We start from the raw sequence: 19,701 nt of genomic DNA on the forward strand, positions 1-19,701 counted from the left end.
TCGAGAAGGAACATTCTTCTGTGTAGGGCGATGCTTTGTATTCCCAGTACCTACGAGGAGCACCTGTGACCCAGACCAGCGAGAACGTCACCTGGCTGACCCAGGAGGCGTACAACCAGCTCAGGGCCGAGCTGGACTACCTGTCTGGTCCCGCGCGCACGGAGATCGCCGCCAAGATCGCGGCCGCGCGCGAGGAGGGCGACCTGCGCGAGAACGGCGGGTACCACGCGGCCAAGGAGGAGCAGGGCAAGCAGGAGCTCCGGGTGCGCCAGCTGACCCAGCTCCTGGAGAACGCCAAGGTCGGCGAGGCGCCGGCGTCGGCGGACGGCGCGGTGGCGCCCGGCATGGTCGTGACGATCGCCTTCGACGGCGACGAGGACGACACGGTGACCTTCCTGCTCGCCTCCCGTGAGTACGCCAGCTCCGACATCGAGACCTACTCGCCGCAGTCCCCGCTCGGTTCGGGCGTGACCGGCAAGAAGGTCGGCCAGGACGCGCAGTACGAGCTGCCGAACGGCAAGTTCGCCTCGGTGAAGATCCTCAAGGCCGTGCCCTACCAGAGCTGATCGCACGCCCCCGCTCCGCCCGTGGCCCCCGGCGCCCCTTCGGCGCCGGGGGCCACGTCGTGCACCGGGCCCTTCGTCGCTCCGCCGGACCGGCGTCGGCGCGTCAGTCGATGACGGTGTATCCCGCCTCGCGCAGGGCGTGGTCGACCTCGGCACAGTGGGTGGGCCCCCTGGTCTCCAGGTGCAGTTCGACCTCGACCTCCGTGAGTCCGAGCCGGGGGTCGGTGCGCACATGGCTGACGTCGAGGACATTGGCGTCGGCCACGGACAGCACCCCGAGGAGGGTCGCGAGGGCACCGGGGCGGTCGGTCAGGCGGAGACGGACCTGCAGGTAGCGGCCGCCGGCGGCCATGCCGTGCCGCAGGATGCGCTGCATCAGCAGCGGGTCGACGTTGCCGCCGGAGAGGACCGCGACGACCGGGCCCTCGAAGGCTCCCGGGTCGCGCAGCAGGGCGGCGACGGGGCTGGCGCCGGCCGGTTCCACGACCAGCTTGGCCCGCTCCAGGCAGAGCAGCAGGGCGCTGGAGAGGTCGTACTCGGAGACCGTGCGGACCTCGTCGACCAGGTCGGCGACGATCGCGAACGGCACGTCGCCGGGCCGTCCGACCTTGATGCCGTCGGCCATCGTCGCCGGGTTCGGCACCGCCAGGGGCAGCCCGGCGGCCAGTGAGGGCGGGTACGCGGCCGCGCCCTCCGCCTGGACTCCGACGACCCGCACGTCCGGGCGCAGTGCCTTCACCGCGACCGCGATGCCGGCGGCGAGCCCGCCGCCGCCGACCCCGACGACGATCGTGCGGACCTCGGGGCACTGCTCAAGGATCTCCAGACCGACCGTGCCCTGCCCCGCGATGACGTCGTGGTGGTCGAAGGGGTGGATGAACACCGCGCCCGTCTCGGCCGCGTACTCCTGGGCGGCGGTCAGCGTCTCGTCGACCACCGTGCCGTGCAGCCGCACCTCGGCGCCGTACTCCTCGGTCGCGCTGATCTTCGGCAGCGGGGCGCCCCGGGGCATGAAGACCGTGGAGTGCACGCCGAGCAGCGAGGAGGCGAGGGCGACGCCCTGGGCGTGGTTGCCGGCGCTCGCGGCGACGACACCGGCGGCCCGCTCCTCGGGCAGCAGGCCCGCGATCCGGACGTACGCGCCCCGCAGCTTGAAGGACCCCGTCCGCTGGAGGTTCTCGCACTTGAGGTGCACCGGCGCGCCGACGAGCTGGGTCAGATGCCTGCTGCCCTCCATGGCGGTGACACGTGAAACACCCGTAAGCATCTTCTGCGCGCCCCGCACGTCGTCGATCGTCACGCGCGGAAAGGAGTCAGCCGTGCTGTAGCTCATGACCTGAGTCTCGCAGTTCACAGGGCCCGAACGCGGGTGTGACCAAGGGGCGGGACCGGGTTTCACCGGGGCCCGTACACCCCACGCCCGGTCCGCGTACTCTGTCCCCCAACCCAGCGCCCCACGCATGAATTGAGCCTTTGGCCATGCCCACAACACCTGAAATGTCGATGGACATGACGACCGTCGGTGACAACGGTCTTCTCGACACGCTGCAGCACGAGGTCGCGGTGTTCGCACGCCGTGCCGAGCAGACCCGGCTCGGCGGTGTCGGGCAGGTGCGCAACTCCATGGACCGTGCCGCGTACCTGCTGCTCAACCGCCTCGACAAGGAGGGGCCGATGGGCGTCAAGGCGCTCGCGGCGAGCATGGGGATCGACTCCTCCACGGTCACCCGGCAGGTGGCGCCGCTCGTGGACACCGGACTGGTCAAGCGGACCTCGCACCCGGAGGACGGCCGGGCGGTGGTGCTGCAGCTGTCGCCGCGCGGGCTGTCCCGCCTTGAGGAGGTACGTTCCTCCAGGCGTCAGCTCATGGCCGAACTCACCCAGGACTGGGCTCCCGAGGAGCGGGTGGCCTTCTGCTCCCTCCTCACCCGTTTCAACTCCGCCCTCTCGTCCCGTATGGCCGCGGCGCCGGAGGCACCGTCGGCCTCCTGACCCTTGACCGCGCCACCGCTCCTGGCCTCATATGAGACCGGGCCCTCGTCCGGGACCGGGCCCGTTCCCCTCAGGGTCGGCCTCAGGCGGGAGGCGTGGTGCGAGATCGGCAGGTTGCCCAGGACGCCCGCCGGGCAAGGGAGTTCGAGGCGTTCGTCGCGGGTGCGGCGGGACGGCTGCTGCGGACCGCGACGCTGCTCACGGCGGAGCCGCCGGACGACAACCCGCGCGCGCGGCGGCTGCTGACGGACGCCCTCGCGCACACCTACGCCGCCTGGGACCGGCTGCGCGGCGAGGACCCCTACGACCTGACGCGGCAGCGGCTGGCGGTCCGCTTCGCGCGCGGGGCATGGCATCACCACGGCCTCTTCCGCCGTCCGCCCGGCGGGGTCCTGTCCGCCCTCGCCCCGCAGGAGCGACTGATCCTCGTCCTGCGGCTGCACGAGGGGGTCGCCGCGGAGCAGACGGCGGCGCTGCTCGGGCTGCCCGTGGAGCGCGTGACGACGATCTGTCTGCGGGCGATGGCGACGGTCCTGCATCCGCCGCGCGAGGCGGCCGCCGGGAAGGTGGTGGAGGTGGCTCCGTCATGAGTCTGCGGGACCGCGAGTCGGCCGTACGGCAGATCCTGGAGCGCGGGCCGGTGCGGGTGCCGCCCGATCTGTGCGCGGTGGCGGTACGGCGCGGCGGGCGCATGCTGCGGCGCCGGACGGCGGCCCGGCACGTGCTGTGGGTGGTGCTGGCGGTCGCCGTGGTCGCGTTCGCCGTGTGGGCGCTGACGGTCCGTCCCTGGGTGGAGCCGCCGTCGACGACGACCCCACCCGTGTCGGGCTGGTGAGCGCCCCTATGGGCGTCTAGCCGAGGGCCTGCTGCAGGTCCTCCAGCAGGTCGTCGACGTTCTCGATGCCCACGGAGAGGCGGACGAGGTCGGCGGGGACCTCCAGGGCCGAACCGGCCACCGAGGCGTGCGTCATGCGTCCCGGGTGCTCGATCAGGGACTCCACGCCGCCCAGGGACTCGCCGAGGGTGAACACCTTGGCGCGGTTGCAGACCTCGACGGCCGCCTCCTCGCCGCCGGTGACCCGGAACGACACCATGCCGCCGAACGCCTTCATCTGCTTGGCGGCGACCTCGTGCCCGGGGTGTTCGGGCAGGCCCGGGTAGAGGACGCTCGACACGCGCGCGTGCCGGGTGAGCATGTCGGCGACCTTGACGGCGTTCTCGCTGTGCCGGTCCATGCGGACGGCGAGGGTCTTGGTGCCGCGCAGCACCAGCCAGGAGTCGAAGGGGCCGGCGACGGCGCCCATCGCGTTCTGGTGGTACGCCAGTTCCTCGCCCAGTTCCTGGTCGCCGACGACCAGCGCGCCGCCGACGACGTCGGAGTGGCCGCCCATGTACTTGGTGAGCGAGTGCACGACGACGTCCGCGCCGAGCGCGAGCGGCTGCTGCAGGTAGGGGGTGGCGAAGGTGTTGTCGACGACCAGTTTCGCGCCGGCCTCGCGGGCGATCTGGGCGACGGCCGGGATGTCGGTGATCCCGAGCAGCGGGTTGGAGGGGGTCTCCACCCAGACGACCTTCGTCTTCGGGGTGAGGGCGGCCCGGACGGCCGCCGGGTCGGAGGTGTCGGCCACCGACCAGTCCACGCCCCAGCGGGAGACGACCTTGGCGAAGAGGCGGAAGGTGCCGCCGTAGGCGTCGTTGGGGATGACCACGTGATCGCCGGGGGTGAGCAGCGTGCGCAGCAGGCAGTCCTCGGCTGCCAGCCCGGACGCGAACGCGAGACCGCGGCGGCCGCCCTCCAGGGCGGCGAGGTTCTCCTCCAGCGCGGTGCGGGTGGGGTTGGCGCTGCGGCTGTACTCGTAGCCGCCGCGCAGGCCCCCCACGCCGTCCTGCTTGTAGGTCGAGACCTGGTAGATCGGCGGGACGACCGCGCCGGTGAGGGGATCCGCGGTGTTGCCCGCGTGGATCGCGAGGGTCTCGAAGTGCTGGCTGGTGTGGCTGTCGCTCATGGGTACCGAGCGTAAGCGGTCGCGGGGGTTCTGGGCGCCTCGTGGGGCGGGGGCACCTGTGCCGTGGCGGGTGGGGCCGCGTCGTGGCTGGTCGCGCGGTTCCCCGCGCCCCCGGCCGTGCCGCGGTCGCGGAGTTGTCCACAGGCCCCCGACCGGGTTGGGCAATTGTCGGCGGCGTCTGGAACCCTTGTGGCATGGAGATTCTCTGGGTCCTGATGGCGATGCTCATGATCGGCTTTGTGGCGTGGCCGGTCCTGGCGCGTCGCAGGGCCGGTATTCAGCAGGTGGAGGCGGGGCACCCGGACGCGGCGGACCCGGCGGACTACGGGTTCGTGCGCCAGGAGCTGCTGGACGTGCGGATGCCGGGCCCCGACCAGGACCTGCTGGACGTGCTGGACGTGGTGCAGCGCTCCCAGGACCACCGGGCGGCCCAGCAGCTGCTGGCCGGTACGGAGGCGGCGGGCGAGGTCCGGTGGCAGCGGGTGCAGGCGTTCGCGGGTGCGGCGGCGCTGGAGCTGGCGCAGCGGCCCGGCGGGGTGGGCGAGACGCCGGGCGGGCAGTGGCTGCGGGTGTGGCGCGCGGAGGCGCCGAAGGACGCGGGCGGTGCGGCGGTGCACGCGGAGTTCCTGGTGCAGCAGGCGTGGCGGACGTCGACGCCGGGCACGGACGACTTCCGGATCATCATGGAGGAGGCGAGGGCGGCGTGCGGGGACGCGGCGCTGCTGGCGCCGGGCGACCCGGTCCCGTACATCATCGAGCTGTCGGTGGCGCGCGGGCTGGGGTACTCCCGGGCGGAGTTCGAGCAGCTGTGGCTGAAGATCCTGGACCGGGCCCCGGACCACATGGGCGCGCACTTCGCGGCCCTGCACTACTGGTGCGAGAAGTGGCACGGCTCGCGGGAGCTGGCGTACTCCTTCGCCGAGTCGGCGGCGGCCCGGGCCCGGCAGGGGTCGTTGCTGGCCGCCATGCCGCTCTTCGCGGTCTTCGAGCACCTGCCCGAGGTGAATCTGGTGCAGGGCTTCTACCAGAGCGAGGTCGTCACCAAGGCGGTGCACGGCGCCCTGTACGCGGTGCACGCGGCGCGGCCGGACGATCCGATGCTGGCCCACGTCCGTCACCTCCTGGTTTTCTTCCTGGTCCGCTCCGAGCGCTGGTCCGAGGCCATGGACCAGCTGGTGCACGTCGACGGTCACGTGGGCGCCCTTCCCTGGACGCTCACCTCCGACCCGGCCTCGGACTACGCGATATACCGGGCCCTGGCGGTGGCGGGATACGAGGCCAACGGAGGCAGTCCCGCGACGCTGCCGCACTGAGGTGACGCCGGCGGGGTCGCGGCCGTCCGGTAAGCCCTTGCGACCCCGCACACCCGTGCGAAATACTCCGCCCCTCACACCTTTTGGTCATGGACACGCCTTAGCTTGTCCACTTCTGGCCAGTTTCACCGCATAACCGATCGTTCGCGATCTTTCCCGTGGGGGGACCTCTGCCCAATGGGCGCGACCCTGCGCGCGCTGCGCGCTCTCGTGCTGCTCGCCGGCTTCCATCTGCTCGGCGTGCTCCTGCTGGCGGCGCTCGCCGGCGCCGACTACCTGCTGTATCTGCACGCCCCGTCCGCCGTCGCCGCCAAGCTCTACGTGATCTCCGTACTGCTGGCGATCCCGCTGGTGCGCGGTCTGTTCATGCTGCGCACACCGAAGGGCGAGGACCCGCCGGGCCTGGCGGTGACGGAGGCCGACGAGCCCGGACTGTGGCGCGCCGTCAGGGACCTGGCCGACGCGGTCGGCACCCGGGCGCCCTCCCGGATCGTCCTGACGGCCGACGTCAACGCCGCCGTCAGCGAGGACGCCCGGCTGCTCGGCCTGCGGGCCGGTCCGCGCCACCTCTACCTCGGGATCCCGCTGGCCCAGGGCCTGACCGAGGCGCAGCTGCGCGCGGTCCTCGCCCACGAGCTGGGGCACTACTCGAACGCGGACACCCGGCTCGCCGCGATCACGGCCCGCGGCCGGGCCCAGGTGCTGCGCACCATCGGGCACTTCGAGGAGCGCGCCGACAGGACGGCGGGCCGCGAGCGGGCCCGGCTGGAGAAGAAGAACGCGAGGGCCGCGGCCAGGGGGAAGAAGACCAAGGAGATCGACACGGCGGGCGCGGGCGTCACCTACCGCGCGATGGCGTGGATCTACACCTGCTACGCCAGGCTGTACATCCGCGCCACGCTCACGGACGCACGCCGCCAGGAGTACGCCGCCGACGCCGCGGCCGCCCGGATCGCCGGCCGCGACGCCACCGCGTCGGCACTGCGCGAGATACCCGCGCTGGACGCCGCGTTCGGCTTCTACATGAACAGCTACGCCACGCTCGGCGCCGAGGCCCGGCTGCTCCCGCCGCGCGGTGAGTTCTTCGGCGGCCACGGGCGGATGCTCTCCGCCCGCCAGCTCGAACTGGTCGGCCTGCGCGCCGAGTTGCCCACCGAACCGGCCTCGCCGTACGACTCGCACCCGCCCATCGCCGACCGCGTCGCACGGATCGAGGCACTGCCCGCCGACGGCCGCGCGGACGAGGCCCGGGGCCCGGCGCTCGGCCTGCTCGCCGACCCCGACCGGACCCTCGCGGCGCTGGAGGACGCGGTCCTCACCGAGGACGTCCTGCGGTTCCGGCGCACCGGCGACTGGCAGGAGCTGCTCGACGGCGCGATGGCCGCGAACCTCGCCGCCCTCGACACCGCGCTGCACCGGGCGCTGGCGATGTACACCCAGGGCCCCCCGTCCCTGGCCGCGCTGCTGAAGGTGATCGACGACGGGCAGCTGTGGCAGCTGGCGCGGCGGCTGCCGCTGTCGGACCAGGCGGCCGAGGCGCGGGGCCGGGCCTTCCGCGAGTTCGTGCGGCCCGCGCTGACGGACGCCCTGCAGGACATGGTGCTGGCCGAGCTGAGCGCCCACTCCCGGCTGAGCTGGGAGTTCTCCTGGTCGGAGCCGGCCGCGGTACGGCTGTCGCCCGCGCCGGACGGCACCGGGACGGACCTCGGCCCGGCGATCGCCGCCGCGGTCGCCGACCACCCCGACACGGGCCCGCTGCGGGCCCTGCTGCCCGCGCCCCAGGGCCCCCCGACCCGCGAAACGGACGCCCCGCGATGACCGTACTGCTGTGGGTACTGGCCGTCCTGGCGGTACCGACCGTGCTCGTCGGCCTCTGGCTGGCCTGGGTCTTCCTGAAGGAGTTCTTCTCCCCCGGCACGGACACCGACACCGGCCGGGAGGCCGCCGAGGCGCTGGGGCTGCTGCCGGCCGAGCGCCAGAACGTCACGCTCGCCGGTCCCCTCCCGCCGGGCCACGAGCCGGCGCTGGCCGCCGTGCGCGGCGGCGACTGGAAGGCGGCCGCCCAGCTGATGCACGACGCCGGCCGGGACTGGGAACGCCGGTCGTTCACCGCCTACCTGCTGGGCGAGATCGCGGCGAAGGAGGACGACTGGCTGCTCGCCTGGGAGGCGGACCGCCCCGACGACCCGGACGCCGCCGTCGTACGGGCCCGCAGCACGGTGGTGCTGGCCTGGGACCTGCGGGGCGGGAAGAAGGCCCAGTACACGACCGGTGAGCAGTTCGGCGGCTTCCACCGGATGCTGGAACGTTCCCGCGAGGAGATCGGCCGGGCGGCGGCGCTGAACCCCGACGACCCGACGCCGTACGTCACCGCGATCTGGGTGGCGCTCGGGCTCGGCCACCCGCACTCCGAGATGGACCGGCTGTGGGCGGAGATCACCGCCCGGGCCCCGCACCACTACGAGGCCCACTTCTCGGCACTGCAGTACTGGTGTGCGAAATGGCGGGGCTCGGAGAGGCTGGCGGCGGAGTTCGCCGAGCGCGCGGCGGCCCAGGCGCCGCTGGGCAGCCTGCTCACCGCGTTCCCGCTGATCGCGCACTTCGAGCACGACACGTCCGACGACAACGACGTCGACCGGACGCCGAGGATGATCGGCCGGGTGGACGCCGGCCTCGCGGACGCCGCCGCGGCCGACCCCGCCCACCCGCGCCTGCCCGAGCTGCGGCACCTGCTCGCGTACTACCTCGCGCTGCAGGACCGCGACGACGCCGCGCTCGAACAGTTCAGGCTGGTCGACGGGTACGTCAACGCCCTGCCGTGGCGCTACCGGGGCGGCGGCGAGGCGATGGCCGCGTTCTACTGCCGCATCCGGAACGCGTCGGCCGGGGCGGTGGCGGGGACGACGACGCCGACGGCGACGGACTGAGCCGACGGGCGGCGACCCGGTCGCCGCCCGTCGCCGGGACCGCCGGAACCCCGGCGCCGTCGGAGGTCAGTCCTGCGCGCGGGCGGGCAGCCGCCATCCCGGGCGCGGGAAGTGGCAGGTGTAGCCGTTCGGGTACCGCTCCAGGTAGTCCTGGTGCTCGGGCTCGGCCTCCCAGAAGGGGCCGACCGGCTCCACCTCGGTGACGACCTTGCCCGGCCACAGTCCGGAGGCGTCCACGTCCGCGATGGTGTCCTCGGCGATCCGCTTCTGCTCGTCGTCCACGTAGTAGATCGCCGAGCGGTAGCTGAGGCCGATGTCGTTGCCCTGGCGGTTCCTGGTGCTCGGGTCGTGGATCTGGAAGAAGAACTCCAGCAGCGCGCGGAAGTCGGTCTGCGCCGGGTCGAAGAGGATCTCGATGCCCTCCGCGTGCGTGCCGTGGTTGCGGTACGTCGCGTTCGGCACGTCCCCGCCGGTGTATCCGACCCGGGTCGCCGTGACGCCCGGGAGCTTGCGGATCAGGTCCTGCATCCCCCAGAAGCATCCACCCGCCAGCACCGCCCTCTGCGTCTGCGCAGTCATCGGAGCCCCTCCACTCATCGTCAGCTCAATCCCTCGGGCCGACCGGTCCGCGAACCGCCGGCCCCTGCCCACCTCCTCAACGCGTGGGGGTCCCGTGCGATTCCACACCCGGCCGGGGGCCCGCCCCGGGCGAGGGGCGGGCCCCCGGCCCGGGGCGGTGCGCTCAGATCGTCGAGGTGTCGATCACGAAGCGGTAGCGGACGTCGCTCGCCAGCACCCGCTCGTACGCCTCGTTGATCTGGTCGGCGCGGATCAGCTCGATCTCGGCGCCGAGGCCGTGCTCGGCGCAGAAGTCGAGCATCTCCTGGGTCTCGCGGATGCCGCCGATACCGGAGCCCGCGAGGGTCTTGCGGCCGGCGATGACCGAGAAGAGGTTGAGGGCGACGGGCTCCTCCGGAGCGCCGACGTTCACGAACGCGCCGTCGGTCTTCAGCAGGGAGAGGTAGGCGTCCAGGTTCAGCGGCGCCGAGACCGTCGACAGGATCAGGTCGAAGGTGCCCGCCAGCTCCTTGAACGTCGCCTCGTCGCTGGTCGCGTAGTAGTGGTCGGCGCCCAGCTTCAGGCCGTCGTCCCTCTTGCGCAGGGACTGCGACAGGACGGTCACCTCGGCGCCGAGCGCGTGCGCGAGCTTGACGCCCATGTGGCCGAGGCCGCCGAGCCCGACGACGGCGACCTTCTTGCCGGGGCCGGCGTTCCAGTGCCTGAGCGGGGAGTAGGTGGTGATGCCGGCGCACAGCAGGGGCGCGGCCTCGTCGAGGGCGATGCCGTCGGGGATGCGTACGGTGAAGGCCTCGTCGACGACGATCTTCTCCGCGTAGCCGCCGTAGGTGGGCTCGCCGTCCTTGCCGATGGCGTTGTACGTGCCGACGTTGCCCTGGAGGCAGTACTGCTCCAGGCCCGCCCGGCAGTTCTCGCACGCGCGGCAGGAGTCGACCATGCAGCCGACGCCGACCTTGTCGCCGACGGCGAACTTGGTGACGCCGGAGCCGACGGCCTCGACGACACCGGCGATCTCGTGGCCGGGGACCATCGGGAAGATCGCCTCGCCCCAGCCCTCGCGGGCCTGGTGGATGTCCGAGTGGCAGATACCGGCGTACTTGATGTCGATCAGCACGTCGTGCTCGCCGACCTCGCGACGCTCGATCGTGGTGCGCTCCAGCGGAGCCTTGGCGGCGGGCGCCGCATAGGCGGCGACAGTGGTGGTCATGCCGGGATTCTCCTGATCGTCGTCCGCATCCGGCCTGCCTTCCGGCCGGGTGCGACTGTCAGCCTGCCCGACATCGCGAGGCTCACCCAGGTCACGGCTTTGCGTACGTCCGCCGGTCCTACCCCTGGCGGGGTCAGGCTGCCAGGCGTACGACCGTGAATACTGGCCGTATGGACGAACAGCCCGAGACCCCGCTGGAACCTTTTCCCGGGGAGGCCGGGACCGCCGGTGCGCTGGACCGGCGCGCCGAGCTGAGCGAGTTCCTGCGCACCCGGCGGGCCCGGCTGAAGCCGGAGGACGTGGGGCTGCCCGCGTTCGGGCGGCACCGGCGGGTCCCCGGACTGCGCCGGGAGGAGCTGGCACAGCTGGCGGGAGTGTCCGTGGCGTACTACACACGCCTGGAGCAGGGCAACGGGCGCAACGTGTCGGCGGAGGTGCTGGACGCCATCGCGCGCGCCCTGCGGCTGACCGACGCCGAGCACGCGCACCTCACCCACCTCGCGAAGCCGAAGGCGCACAAGAAGAAGCGGTCGGCGCGGCCCCAGCAGGTGCGCAGCGCCCTGCGGCAGCTGATCGACACCCTGGACACGGTCCCCGCGTACATCACCGGCCGGCGCGCGGACATCCTCGTCTGGAACCGGATGGCGGCGGCGGTCTTCGGCGACTGGTCGGAGCTGCCCGCGCAGGAGCGGAACTGGGCGCGGATGGTGTTCCTGCGGCCCGACTACCGGAACCTGTACGTCGACTGGGAGCAGAAGGCGGCCGACATCGTCAGCTATCTGCGGATGGACGCGGGCTGTCATCCGGACGATCCACTGCTGTCGGCGCTGGTGGGCGAACTGTCGGTGAAGAGCGAGGAGTTCCGGCGGCTGTGGGCGACGCACGACGTGAAGGAGAAGAGCCACGGCGTGAAGCGGATGTGTCACCCCCTGGTCGGTGAACTCACCCTCTCCTTCGAGACCCTGCACCTGCCCGACGACCACGAGCAGAGCCTGGTCACCTATCACGCCGAACCGGGCTCCCCCTCCGCCGACGCCCTGCGTCTGCTGGCCAGTTGGGGCACGGACGCGACCCGGACGCCGAAGATGACGCCGTAGGCGACGCCGGACGACGCCGTGGCCGGAGCCACGGCGTCATCGCGCGTTCCCCCTGTGGCGGTGCCGCTCACCTGCCGGCGTACGCGTCGTGGATCGTCACCCTCGACGTGTTGCCCTGCTTGTCGGTCACCTCGGCGCGCAGCGACACGCTCTTCCCCGCCGCCGGGGTCCGGTGGGTGAACGCGCCCTTCCGGAGCGCGACCTCGGTCCAGGTCCTGCCGTCGTCCGACACGTGCACGGTCAGCGACCCGAGGTTCCCGCCGGCGGCGGCGCCCTGCACGGTGACGCGGACGGTGGCCCTGCGGCCCGCCGGAGCCGTGCTGTCGAGGCCCAGGAACGGGGCTGCGAAGCGGACCGTGGAGACCGGCAGCTTCGTGTCGCGCGCGGTCTTCTCCGAGATGAACGTCCAGCTCGCGTCGATCCGCGACGAGGCCCCGGCCAGGTCGGCGGACCGGGTGAGGGAGGTCGTCAGCCGATAGGCGGCGCGGCCCGCGGGCACGGTGAACTGGCCCGACCCGTCCAGCGCGTCCTCGCCCGAGGCGAACCTCTCGCCGTCGCGGTACAACGTCGTCGTCACCTTCTCGTAGAAGGACGCCCCCACGTGCCCCCGGCCGTCGGCGAACATCGGCAGCATGCCGTACAGGTACGCGCCGTCCCGTCGGATGCCGTGGGTCCCGTCGATCCGCGGGCCGAAGATCCCGACGTTGAAGGTCTGTGCGTACGTCCGGCCCGCCCGGTAGGCACGGCCGGCGCCGGTCGTGTAGTACGCGTCGAGGAGCGGGAAGCCCTGTTCGTCCTCCGCGCCGTACTGCTCGAAGTCGAGGGTCCACTTCACCCCGTCCGCGGCCGACAGACGCAGCGTGTGCCGCCCCGGCAGCGGCCGTGGGACACCCGCGGCGGGCGCGCCGGAGCCGCCGGGAAGCTCCGCCCAGGCGAAGACCGCGCCCTTCTTGCCGGGGCTGGACGCGCCGAGGCCGGCGCGCACGGTGGCCAGCTCGCCCTTCCTCCAGTGCTTGGTGTACCCGGTGGCGAGCCTCTCGGTCCTGCCTCCGGCGACGGTGGCGTACTGCGCGGTGCCGCCCGTCCACTGGCCGGCCCAGGTCTGGGTGAGCCTGCCGCCGCCGGTCGCGGGGCCGAGGTGCGCGGTGCCGAACCCCGTGTACGAGTCGAGCAGCCAGCCGAAGGAGTAGTCGTTCCCGCCCGCCGTCAGGACGAACCCCGGTGCCGCGAGGAGCGGTTCGGCGGCGCTGTCGGGCACGGTGACGTCCACCGGCCTCGTCGTGCGGGCGTCCAGCGTGAGGGAGGTCCTCCGGTCGACGGTGAGCCTCGGCCGGGACAGCCAGTCCACACCCTTGGTGGCGTCCTCCGGGTCCACGACGATCCCGGCGTCGAGGATGTAGTCGCCGGCGGGCACCCGGAGATCGACCGTGCCGTCCGGGTCGTACGGCGTGAACCACCGGTCCCGGGCGAGCCCGGAGACGCCGGTCAGGTCGAGCGTGTGGTGCAGGGCCGGCCCGCCGTCCCGGCCGACCGTCCTCAGCGTGACGTCGTACGCCTCCGCCTCGCGCTCCACGGCCGCCGCCGTGCGGACGCTCCGGCCGCCGCCCCGGGCGGTGACGTACGCGGTGTAGGAGCCGTCGAGTTTCCCGCCCAGCTGGGTGTCGACGATCAGGCCGACGGTGGCCCGGCCGCGGGCCGCGACGGTGACCTTCCTGGCGCCGAGCCGGAAGAATCCGGCCGGGGCGGGCCTGCCCTTGGGGTCCGTGCCGGTCACCGTGAGGCCGAGGGTGACGGGTGTGGTGCCGAGGTTGCGGTAGGTGAGCTTCCTGAGGACCGGCTTGTCGTCGGTGTGCGGCCACCGGTGGACGCCGAAGTCGACCGAGACGGGCTTGGCGACGACCTTCTGTGCGACCGCCCTGTCGACGCGGATACGGCCCGAGCCCTGCTCGAAGGGTGTGTACGGGCCCCCCTTGGCGGACGCGACCAGGGCGGCCTTGAGTTCGGCGTACGTCCATGTCGGGTGCCGCTGCTTGAGGAGGGCGGCGGCGCCGGCGACGTGCGGGGTCGCCATGGACGTACCGGAGATCGTCAGATGGCCCGGGGGCTTCTGGCCGACCTCCCGCTCGATGACGCTGCCCGGGGCCGCGGCGGCGGTGATGGCGACACCGGGCGCGGTCACGTCGGGTTTGATCCGGCCGTCCTCGGCGGGGCCCCGGCCGGAGAACGGGGCGAGCCGGTCATTGTCGTCGACCGCGCCGACGGTGAGCGCGGCTGCCGCGCTGCCCGGCGAGGCGACCGACCCCGCGCCCCCGTCGCCCTCGTTGCCGGCGGCGACCACGAAGAGGATGCCCTTCTCCGCGGAGAGTCTGCCGATCGCCGCCTCCATCGGATCGATCTCCGGGGTGTCGCCGCCGCCCAGGCTGAGGTTGACGATGTCGGCGCCCTGCGCGGCGGCCCAGTCCATGCCGGCGACGATGCCGGAGTCGTCGCCGTAGCCCTCGTCGCTCAGCACCTTGCCGTTGAGCAGTCGGGCGCGGGGCGCGACGCCCTTGTACGTCCCCTTGGAGCGCGCGCCGGTGCCCGCCGCGATGGAGGCCACGTGGGTGCCGTGGCCGTACCTGTCCGTGGTGTCGGGTGAGGTGGAGAAGTTCTTGGCGGCCTTCACCCGGCCCTTGAGGTCGGGATGGGTCGTGTCGATGCCCGTGTCGAGTACGGCGATGGTGACGCCCTTGCCGTCGTAGCCGGCCTTCCACACCTTCGGGGCGCCGATCTGCGCGACGGACCTGTCGAGGCTGACCTTGCGGACGCCGTCCAGCCAGATGTGGGCGACCCCGGGGGCGGTGGTGCCGTCGGCGTCGGTGACCGCCTTCCACAGCGCGGCCGCGTCGTCCCCGGGGGTGAGCAGTGCCTCGGCGTTCAGCGTCCTCAAGGTGCGGCGGACCGTGGTGCCGCCCGCGTCCCGGACCTCCGCCCGGGCGTCGGCGGCCCTGCCCGTGTAGCCGACGATCAGTTTCAGGCCCTGCTTCTGGGAGGCGCGGGTCGCCGCCCTGTTGAGCAGGGTCACGTCGAACAGCCGCCGGTCGACCCGACCTTCGGAGACGAGCCGGGCCGCGTCGGCCGGCAGCACATAGGTGTGGCCGTCGGCCTCGCGCAGCCGCACCGGGACCCCCGCGCGGCCCTTGGCCCGCTCCAGGCCGAGCACCCGGCCCGCGCGGTCGACGAGGACGCGGTCGCCGGTGACGAGAGTGATACGCCGGCTCACCGCCCTGTCGGCGCCGGTCACGTCGGCCGTGCCGGTCACGCCCGGCATGCCCGTCACGCGCTCGGACATCGCGGACGCCGGGCCGGTCGGGCCCATCGTCAGCGCCACGGCCGACACCGTGGCGATCGCGGCCGAGCACGCGCTCCTGCTGTGTCCGCGCAAGTCTCCCCCTCGTTCCGGTTCATCCGGCCAGGGGACCTTCCGCACACATACGCGTCAATTCCCCCCGGTCTCCGCAGTATGACCGGGGGTCAACTGATGTCACATACCTCCCGAGTGGGCGTAAAGCGGCGAAGACGGACCCGGCCCGGCTCGCACGCGCCCGGCCGGAGCGCCCACGCGCCCCACCGCCCCGGGAACTCGCCGGAGACCCACGGGGCGCACCCCGCCGTCGCTCGCGTTCCGGCGCTCACGCCCCGGCGTTCTCCTTCACCGTGATCCGCCCCTTGCGGATGGTCGCGACCCGCGGGGCCTTGCGCGCCAGCGCCGAATCGTGGGTGACCATGATGAACGTGAGGCCGTGCTCCTTCCACAGCGTCTCCAGCACCTCCATGATCTCGTCGCGCGTGGACTCGTCGAGGTTGCCGGTGGGCTCGTCCGCGAGCAGCACCTTGGGCCGTTTCACCAACGCGCGGGCGATCGCCACGCGTTGCTGCTGGCCGCCCGACAGCTCGGCCGGCAGATGCCCGAGCCGTTCCCCGAGGCCCACCGACTCCAGCGCCTCCGCGGCCCGCTGCCGCCGCTCCTTGGCCCCGGCCCCGAGCGGTACGAGGGCCGTCTCCACGTTCTCCTGCGCGGTGAGCGTCGGGATCAGGTTGAAGCTCTGGAAGACGAACCCGATGTTCTCGCCGCGCACCCGGGTGAGCTTCGTCTCCGACAGCTTCGCCATGTCGGTTCCGTCGAGTTCGACGCTCCCCTCGGAGGGCTTGTCCAGCCCGCCGAGCATCTGCAGCAACGTGGACTTCCCGCCCCCGGTGGGACCCTGGATGACCAGCCGGTCCCCGTCGGGGACGGTGAGATCCACCCCGTCGAGCGCGGTGACGGTGTCCTTGCCGCGCGCGTAGCGCTTGGTGACGCCGGTCAGTACGTACATGTGCGACTCCCTGAAAGTTCGGACGGTCCTGGCTGCGGGCGGCGGTCTGTGGGCCGCGCCGCTGAACTACTCCACGCGGCGCAGCGCGTCGGCCGGCCGCAGCCGGGAGGCCCGCCATCCGCCGAACGCCCCCGCGATCAGCCCGCCGGCGACGGCGAGCCCCACCGCGACGCCGATGGTCGTGACGCTGACGGGTGCCGTGAGCGCCACGTCCAGCGCGTTGGAGGCCGCCTGGCGGCCGCCGCCGGGGAAGCCCCCGCCACCGGGCCCGCCGGCGCCCGGTCCGCCGAACCCGCCGCCCGTCGCCCCGACCTCCGCCTGCAGCGTCGGACTGATCGCCGTGATGACGTACGCCCCGCCGAGGCCCAGCGCGATGCCGAGCGCGCCGCCCACCAGGCCGTTGACGACGGCCTCACCGACGACCTGCCGGGTCACCTGCCCCGACTTCCAGCCCAGCGCCTTGAGCGTGCCGAACTCCCGCACCCGGCGCGACACGGCCGACGAGGTGAGCAGGCCCGCGACCAGGAACGCGGCCACCAGCACCGCGATGGAGAGCCACTTGCCGACGTTGGCGGCGAGGTCCGAGGCCGTCGACAGCGATCCGGAGACCGTGTCGGCGAGGTCGGCGGAGGTGGTGACGGTGGTGCCGTCGATGTTCTTCTGGATGGCGGTCTTGACGCTGTCGATGCGCTGCGAGTCGCTCGCCTGCACATAGATCGTGGTGATCTTGCCTTGGGAGTCGCTGAGCGTCTGCGCCTGCTTCAGCGGCAGGTAGAGGTCGGCCGCCGCGTCCCCGGTGTCGGGCGTGGCGATCCCGATGACCCGGTACTTGACGCTGTTGATGGTGACGCCGTCACCGACCTTCAGCTCCTTCTCCTTGGCGTACGACCTGTCGGCGACGACCACCTTGGCGTTGGTCTCGGAGGTCTTGAACGTACGACCGCTGGTGATCTTGGAGGAGGTGAGCGGGCCCAGCGCGGGCTCGGTGACGTCCGTGCCGTACACGGAGTAGTTGTCGACGTCGAACTGGGCGCCGCCGCCCTCGACCCGGCCCTCGGGCTGCCCGGTGCCGCCGGCGCCCGGACCGCCCCGCTGCTGCCCCTGGGCGCCCTCGTCCTGTTGGAACTCTCCGCGCCGGAACTGCCCGTCGACCTTGATGACCTGGAGGCTGAGACCGCCGACGGCCCGCGCGACGCCCGCCTGTTCGCCGACCTCGGCGACGGTCGAACTCGCCAGCGTCTGGAAGCCCTGGACGCGGACGAGGTCGCTGCTCTGGTTCTCGTCGGAGTCCTCGTCCTGGGCGTCGAACTCGAACCGCGGGCGCTCGCCGCCGTCCTCGCCGGCCGCGGCGGCGGCCTTGGTGACGGTCATGTCCGTGCCCAGGCCGTACAGGGATTCGAGGACCTTGCCCTGTGCCTTCTCCATGCCCGAGGAGACGGAACTGACCACGATGACCAGGGCGATGCCCAGGGCGAGCCCGGAGGCGACGACGAGCGCCGCCTTTCTGCGGCGGCGCAGTTCGCGCCTCAGGTAGGTGAAGAACATGGCGGCAAGCTAGGGACGCCGTGTGATGAAGGGATAAGCCCTCGATAAGAGCCCGATGAGAACCCGGCGCGGCGGCCCCGGGAACACCGATGCCGCCCCTGCGTGTCACAGGGGCGGCATCGGTACCGCACAGCTCCGGGGCGGCTCGGCGTCGGCCGGGCGCGCTACGGCTGACGGCGGATCAGACCGCCGAACCGGCCTTCCACTCGGCCCAGGTCATGTTGTAGCCACTGAAGCCGTTGTCCGGGGCGACCGTCTTGTCACCGGTGTTCCGGATGTCCACGACGTCACCGACGATCGAGTTGTTGTAGAACCAGTAGCCCGCCGTGCCCTTGTCGTTGGCACCCTTGGTGTCGTTCAGACCGACACAGCCGTGACTGGTGTTGACGTTGCCGAAGACGGAGTCGGCGCCCCAGTAGTTGCCGTGGATGAAGGTGCCCGAGGTCGTCAGGCGCATGGCGTGGGGGACGTCCTTGATGTCGTACTCGCCCTTGCCGTCGTCGTCGGTGAAACCGACGGTCGCGCCGTTCATCCGGGTCTCCTTGAACTTCTCGGAGATCACCATCTTGCCCTGGTACGTCTTGTTCTCGGGCGAACCGGCGGAGATCGGAATGGTCTTGACGACCTTCCCGTCCTGCATGACCTTCATCTGCTTGGTCTTGGCGTCGACGACGGAGACCTGGTTGCGGCCGATCTTGAAGGTGACCGTCTTCTGCTGCACACCGTAGACACCGTCGGCGCCCTCGACCCCGTCGAGCGCGAGCTTCAGGGTGACGGTGGAGTCCTCCTGCCAGTAGTCCTCGGGCCGGAAGTCGAGGCGGTTGGCGTTGAACCAGTGCCCGACGACCTCCTGGCCGGAGCTGCTGGAGACGGTGATCCCCTTCTGGACGGCGGCCTTGTCGGTGATCGCCTTGTCGAAGTTGATCGAGACCGGCATGCCCACGCCGACGGTCGAGCCGTCCTCGGGCGTGAAGTTGCCGATGAAGCTGTTGGCGGGCGAGACCGTGGTGAACGCCGCGTTCTCGTGGGCCTCGCGCCCCTCGGAGTCCTCGGCGGCAGCGGTGATCTTGTACCCCGTGGACCGCTCCAGCTGGGTGCTCGGCGCCCAGCTCTTCTTGTCGGCGGATATCTCGCCGTCGACGGCGGTGCCGTCGGAGGTGGTCATCTTCACCTCGGTGAGCGTGCCCTTGCTCACGGTGACCTTGGCCGAGTTGTTGATGGAGGCGTTGTCCGAGCCGTCCTTCGGCGTGATCTTGATGTCGGCCTCGGAGGTCTTCTCGGCCGCCGCCTTGTCGGCCTGGGCCTGGGAGTCGCCGCCGTCGCCCCCGGACCCCTTGTCGCCGCCGCCTCCGCTGCACGCAGAGAGCACCAGCACCCCGCCGAGCAGTGCGGACGCGACCGTCAGGCCCCTGCGCCGCTTACTGTTCGTCATCACACGCTTCTCCATCGTTGCCGAATCCCCAAAACCCCGAAGATCCCCGTTAGCACTTAAACACCACGACGGCGTCGAGCCGTTCCGCTGCTGCGGATATGTGGGATACGCCACTCCACTCGCATCGGGTCGTCGGCGACCCGGCGGTGCGCAAGTGACTGGTGCGTTCCGTGAGACGAAAGAACCCCGGGCGACGGTTGCCGCCCGGGACCATCGATTTCCCGACCGCTCAGCCGCGCGCGTCTTCCTCTTCGTCCTCTCCGTCATCATCCTCGTCGAGACCCCATTCCGGCGAATCGGGGTCGTAGTCGATTGCCTCACTGCTCCAGGAGGCCTGGGCCAGTTCGACCCCGGGGACCTCTCCGACCAGGTCGAACGGGTCGACCAGATAGGCGAGGGCCTCCGCGGTGTCCTCGGTCACCGCGCTCTCGGCGTGTACCCGTTCCTCGGCGGGCATATCGGGATCGTCCGCGATCCGCCGCAGAGCGGCGCCGGTGACGGCCTCCACGTCCTCGACCTCCACCACCAATTCGACGCGTAGCCGGACAAACTGCGATGTCTCCGTTGTGCTCATGCCCCGGAGCGTACGGCTCACCGGGCACGCGACTTTCCCACGACCCGCGCCTTTCATTAGCATCGTCGTCCACGGCCAATTCGCCAGCGTCACAAGGGGATCGATATT

17 protein-coding genes are annotated in these 19,701 nt (G+C 72.0%); 8 read left to right on the plus strand and 9 right to left on the minus strand.

What is annotated here, in order from left to right:
- Positions 1-65 precede the first annotated feature (65 nt).
- Entirely contained in the window at positions 66-566 is a 501-nt protein-coding gene (gene greA / locus PYR72_RS18580) for a transcription elongation factor GreA (protein ID WP_013001180.1), read from the plus strand.
- Positions 567-669: 103 nt separating this feature from the next.
- On the opposite strand, the gene ilvA is transcribed toward greA, so the two are convergent.
- Entirely contained in the window at positions 670-1,899 is a 1,230-nt protein-coding gene (gene ilvA, locus PYR72_RS18585; RefSeq protein ID WP_275456379.1) for a threonine ammonia-lyase, read from the minus strand.
- Positions 1,900-2,063: 164 nt separating this feature from the next.
- Here ilvA and PYR72_RS18590 point away from each other — a divergent pair, with 164 nt between their 5' ends.
- From PYR72_RS18590 to PYR72_RS18600, 3 genes are all read left to right on the plus strand, one after another.
- On the plus strand, positions 2,064-2,558 hold the full coding sequence (locus tag PYR72_RS18590; RefSeq protein ID WP_173402978.1) for a MarR family transcriptional regulator: 495 nt from the start codon (positions 2,064-2,066) through the stop codon (positions 2,556-2,558).
- Between the two features lie 98 nt (positions 2,559-2,656).
- Positions 2,657-3,148, plus strand: coding sequence for a sigma factor-like helix-turn-helix DNA-binding protein (locus tag PYR72_RS18595; RefSeq protein ID WP_275456380.1), 492 nt, complete (start codon positions 2,657-2,659; stop codon positions 3,146-3,148).
- On the plus strand, positions 3,145-3,393 hold the full coding sequence (locus PYR72_RS18600) for a hypothetical protein (protein ID WP_013001184.1): 249 nt from the start codon (positions 3,145-3,147) through the stop codon (positions 3,391-3,393). Before PYR72_RS18595 ends, PYR72_RS18600 begins: the two co-directional genes overlap by 4 nt.
- Before the next feature lie 16 nt (positions 3,394-3,409).
- Here PYR72_RS18600 and PYR72_RS18605 read toward each other — a convergent pair whose 3' ends face one another.
- Positions 3,410-4,564: a cystathionine gamma-synthase gene (locus PYR72_RS18605; protein WP_275456381.1), complete on the minus strand. Its 1,155-nt coding sequence runs from the start codon at positions 4,562-4,564 to the stop codon at positions 3,410-3,412.
- A gap of 194 nt (positions 4,565-4,758) precedes the next feature.
- Here PYR72_RS18605 and PYR72_RS18610 point away from each other — a divergent pair, with 194 nt between their 5' ends.
- From PYR72_RS18610 to PYR72_RS18620, 3 genes are all read left to right on the plus strand, one after another.
- Positions 4,759-5,877, plus strand: a complete 1,119-nt coding sequence (locus tag PYR72_RS18610) for a hypothetical protein (protein WP_275456382.1) — start codon at positions 4,759-4,761, stop codon at positions 5,875-5,877.
- Positions 5,878-6,054: 177 nt separating this feature from the next.
- Positions 6,055-7,695, plus strand: coding sequence for a M48 family metallopeptidase (locus PYR72_RS18615; protein ID WP_275456383.1), 1,641 nt, complete (start codon positions 6,055-6,057; stop codon positions 7,693-7,695).
- Positions 7,692-8,804: a hypothetical protein gene (locus PYR72_RS18620; protein ID WP_275456384.1), complete on the plus strand. Its 1,113-nt coding sequence runs from the start codon at positions 7,692-7,694 to the stop codon at positions 8,802-8,804. Before PYR72_RS18615 ends, PYR72_RS18620 begins: the two co-directional genes overlap by 4 nt.
- Before the next feature lie 66 nt (positions 8,805-8,870).
- Here the strand turns inward: PYR72_RS18620 and msrA are convergent, their stop codons facing one another.
- Both msrA and PYR72_RS18630 read right to left on the minus strand, forming a co-directional pair.
- Entirely contained in the window at positions 8,871-9,383 is a 513-nt protein-coding gene (msrA, locus tag PYR72_RS18625) for a peptide-methionine (S)-S-oxide reductase MsrA (RefSeq protein ID WP_037729864.1), read from the minus strand.
- A gap of 163 nt (positions 9,384-9,546) precedes the next feature.
- Positions 9,547-10,590: an NAD(P)-dependent alcohol dehydrogenase gene (locus tag PYR72_RS18630; RefSeq protein WP_275456385.1), complete on the minus strand. Its 1,044-nt coding sequence runs from the start codon at positions 10,588-10,590 to the stop codon at positions 9,547-9,549.
- 170 nt (positions 10,591-10,760) lie between these two features.
- Here PYR72_RS18630 and PYR72_RS18635 point away from each other — a divergent pair, with 170 nt between their 5' ends.
- A complete protein-coding gene (locus PYR72_RS18635; RefSeq protein ID WP_275456386.1) occupies positions 10,761-11,687 on the plus strand; it encodes a helix-turn-helix transcriptional regulator in 927 nt (308 codons plus the stop codon).
- 67 nt (positions 11,688-11,754) lie between these two features.
- On the opposite strand, the gene PYR72_RS18640 is transcribed toward PYR72_RS18635, so the two are convergent.
- The 5 genes from PYR72_RS18640 to PYR72_RS18660 all read right to left on the minus strand — a co-directional run bounded on the left by PYR72_RS18640 (position 11,755) and on the right by PYR72_RS18660 (position 19,593).
- Positions 11,755-15,111 (minus strand): S8 family peptidase, encoded by a 3,357-nt coding sequence (locus PYR72_RS18640; RefSeq protein WP_275456387.1) that lies wholly within the window; start codon positions 15,109-15,111, stop codon positions 11,755-11,757.
- Positions 15,112-15,358: 247 nt separating this feature from the next.
- The gene (locus PYR72_RS18645; protein WP_275456388.1) at positions 15,359-16,042 is read right to left on the minus strand and encodes an ABC transporter ATP-binding protein; all 684 of its coding nucleotides are present in this window, start codon (positions 16,040-16,042) and stop codon (positions 15,359-15,361) included.
- 66 nt (positions 16,043-16,108) lie between these two features.
- On the minus strand, positions 16,109-17,587 hold the full coding sequence (locus PYR72_RS18650) for an ABC transporter permease (protein WP_275456389.1): 1,479 nt from the start codon (positions 17,585-17,587) through the stop codon (positions 16,109-16,111).
- 181 nt (positions 17,588-17,768) lie between these two features.
- Positions 17,769-19,019: an Ig-like domain-containing protein gene (locus tag PYR72_RS18655; RefSeq protein WP_275456390.1), complete on the minus strand. Its 1,251-nt coding sequence runs from the start codon at positions 19,017-19,019 to the stop codon at positions 17,769-17,771.
- A gap of 229 nt (positions 19,020-19,248) precedes the next feature.
- Positions 19,249-19,593: a hypothetical protein gene (locus PYR72_RS18660; RefSeq protein ID WP_275456391.1), complete on the minus strand. Its 345-nt coding sequence runs from the start codon at positions 19,591-19,593 to the stop codon at positions 19,249-19,251.
- Positions 19,594-19,701 lie beyond the last annotated feature (108 nt).

The sequence above is a fragment of the Streptomyces sp. VNUA24 genome (assembly GCF_029167005.1).
Classification (GTDB): Bacteria; Actinomycetota; Actinomycetes; order Streptomycetales; family Streptomycetaceae; genus Streptomyces; species Streptomyces scabiei.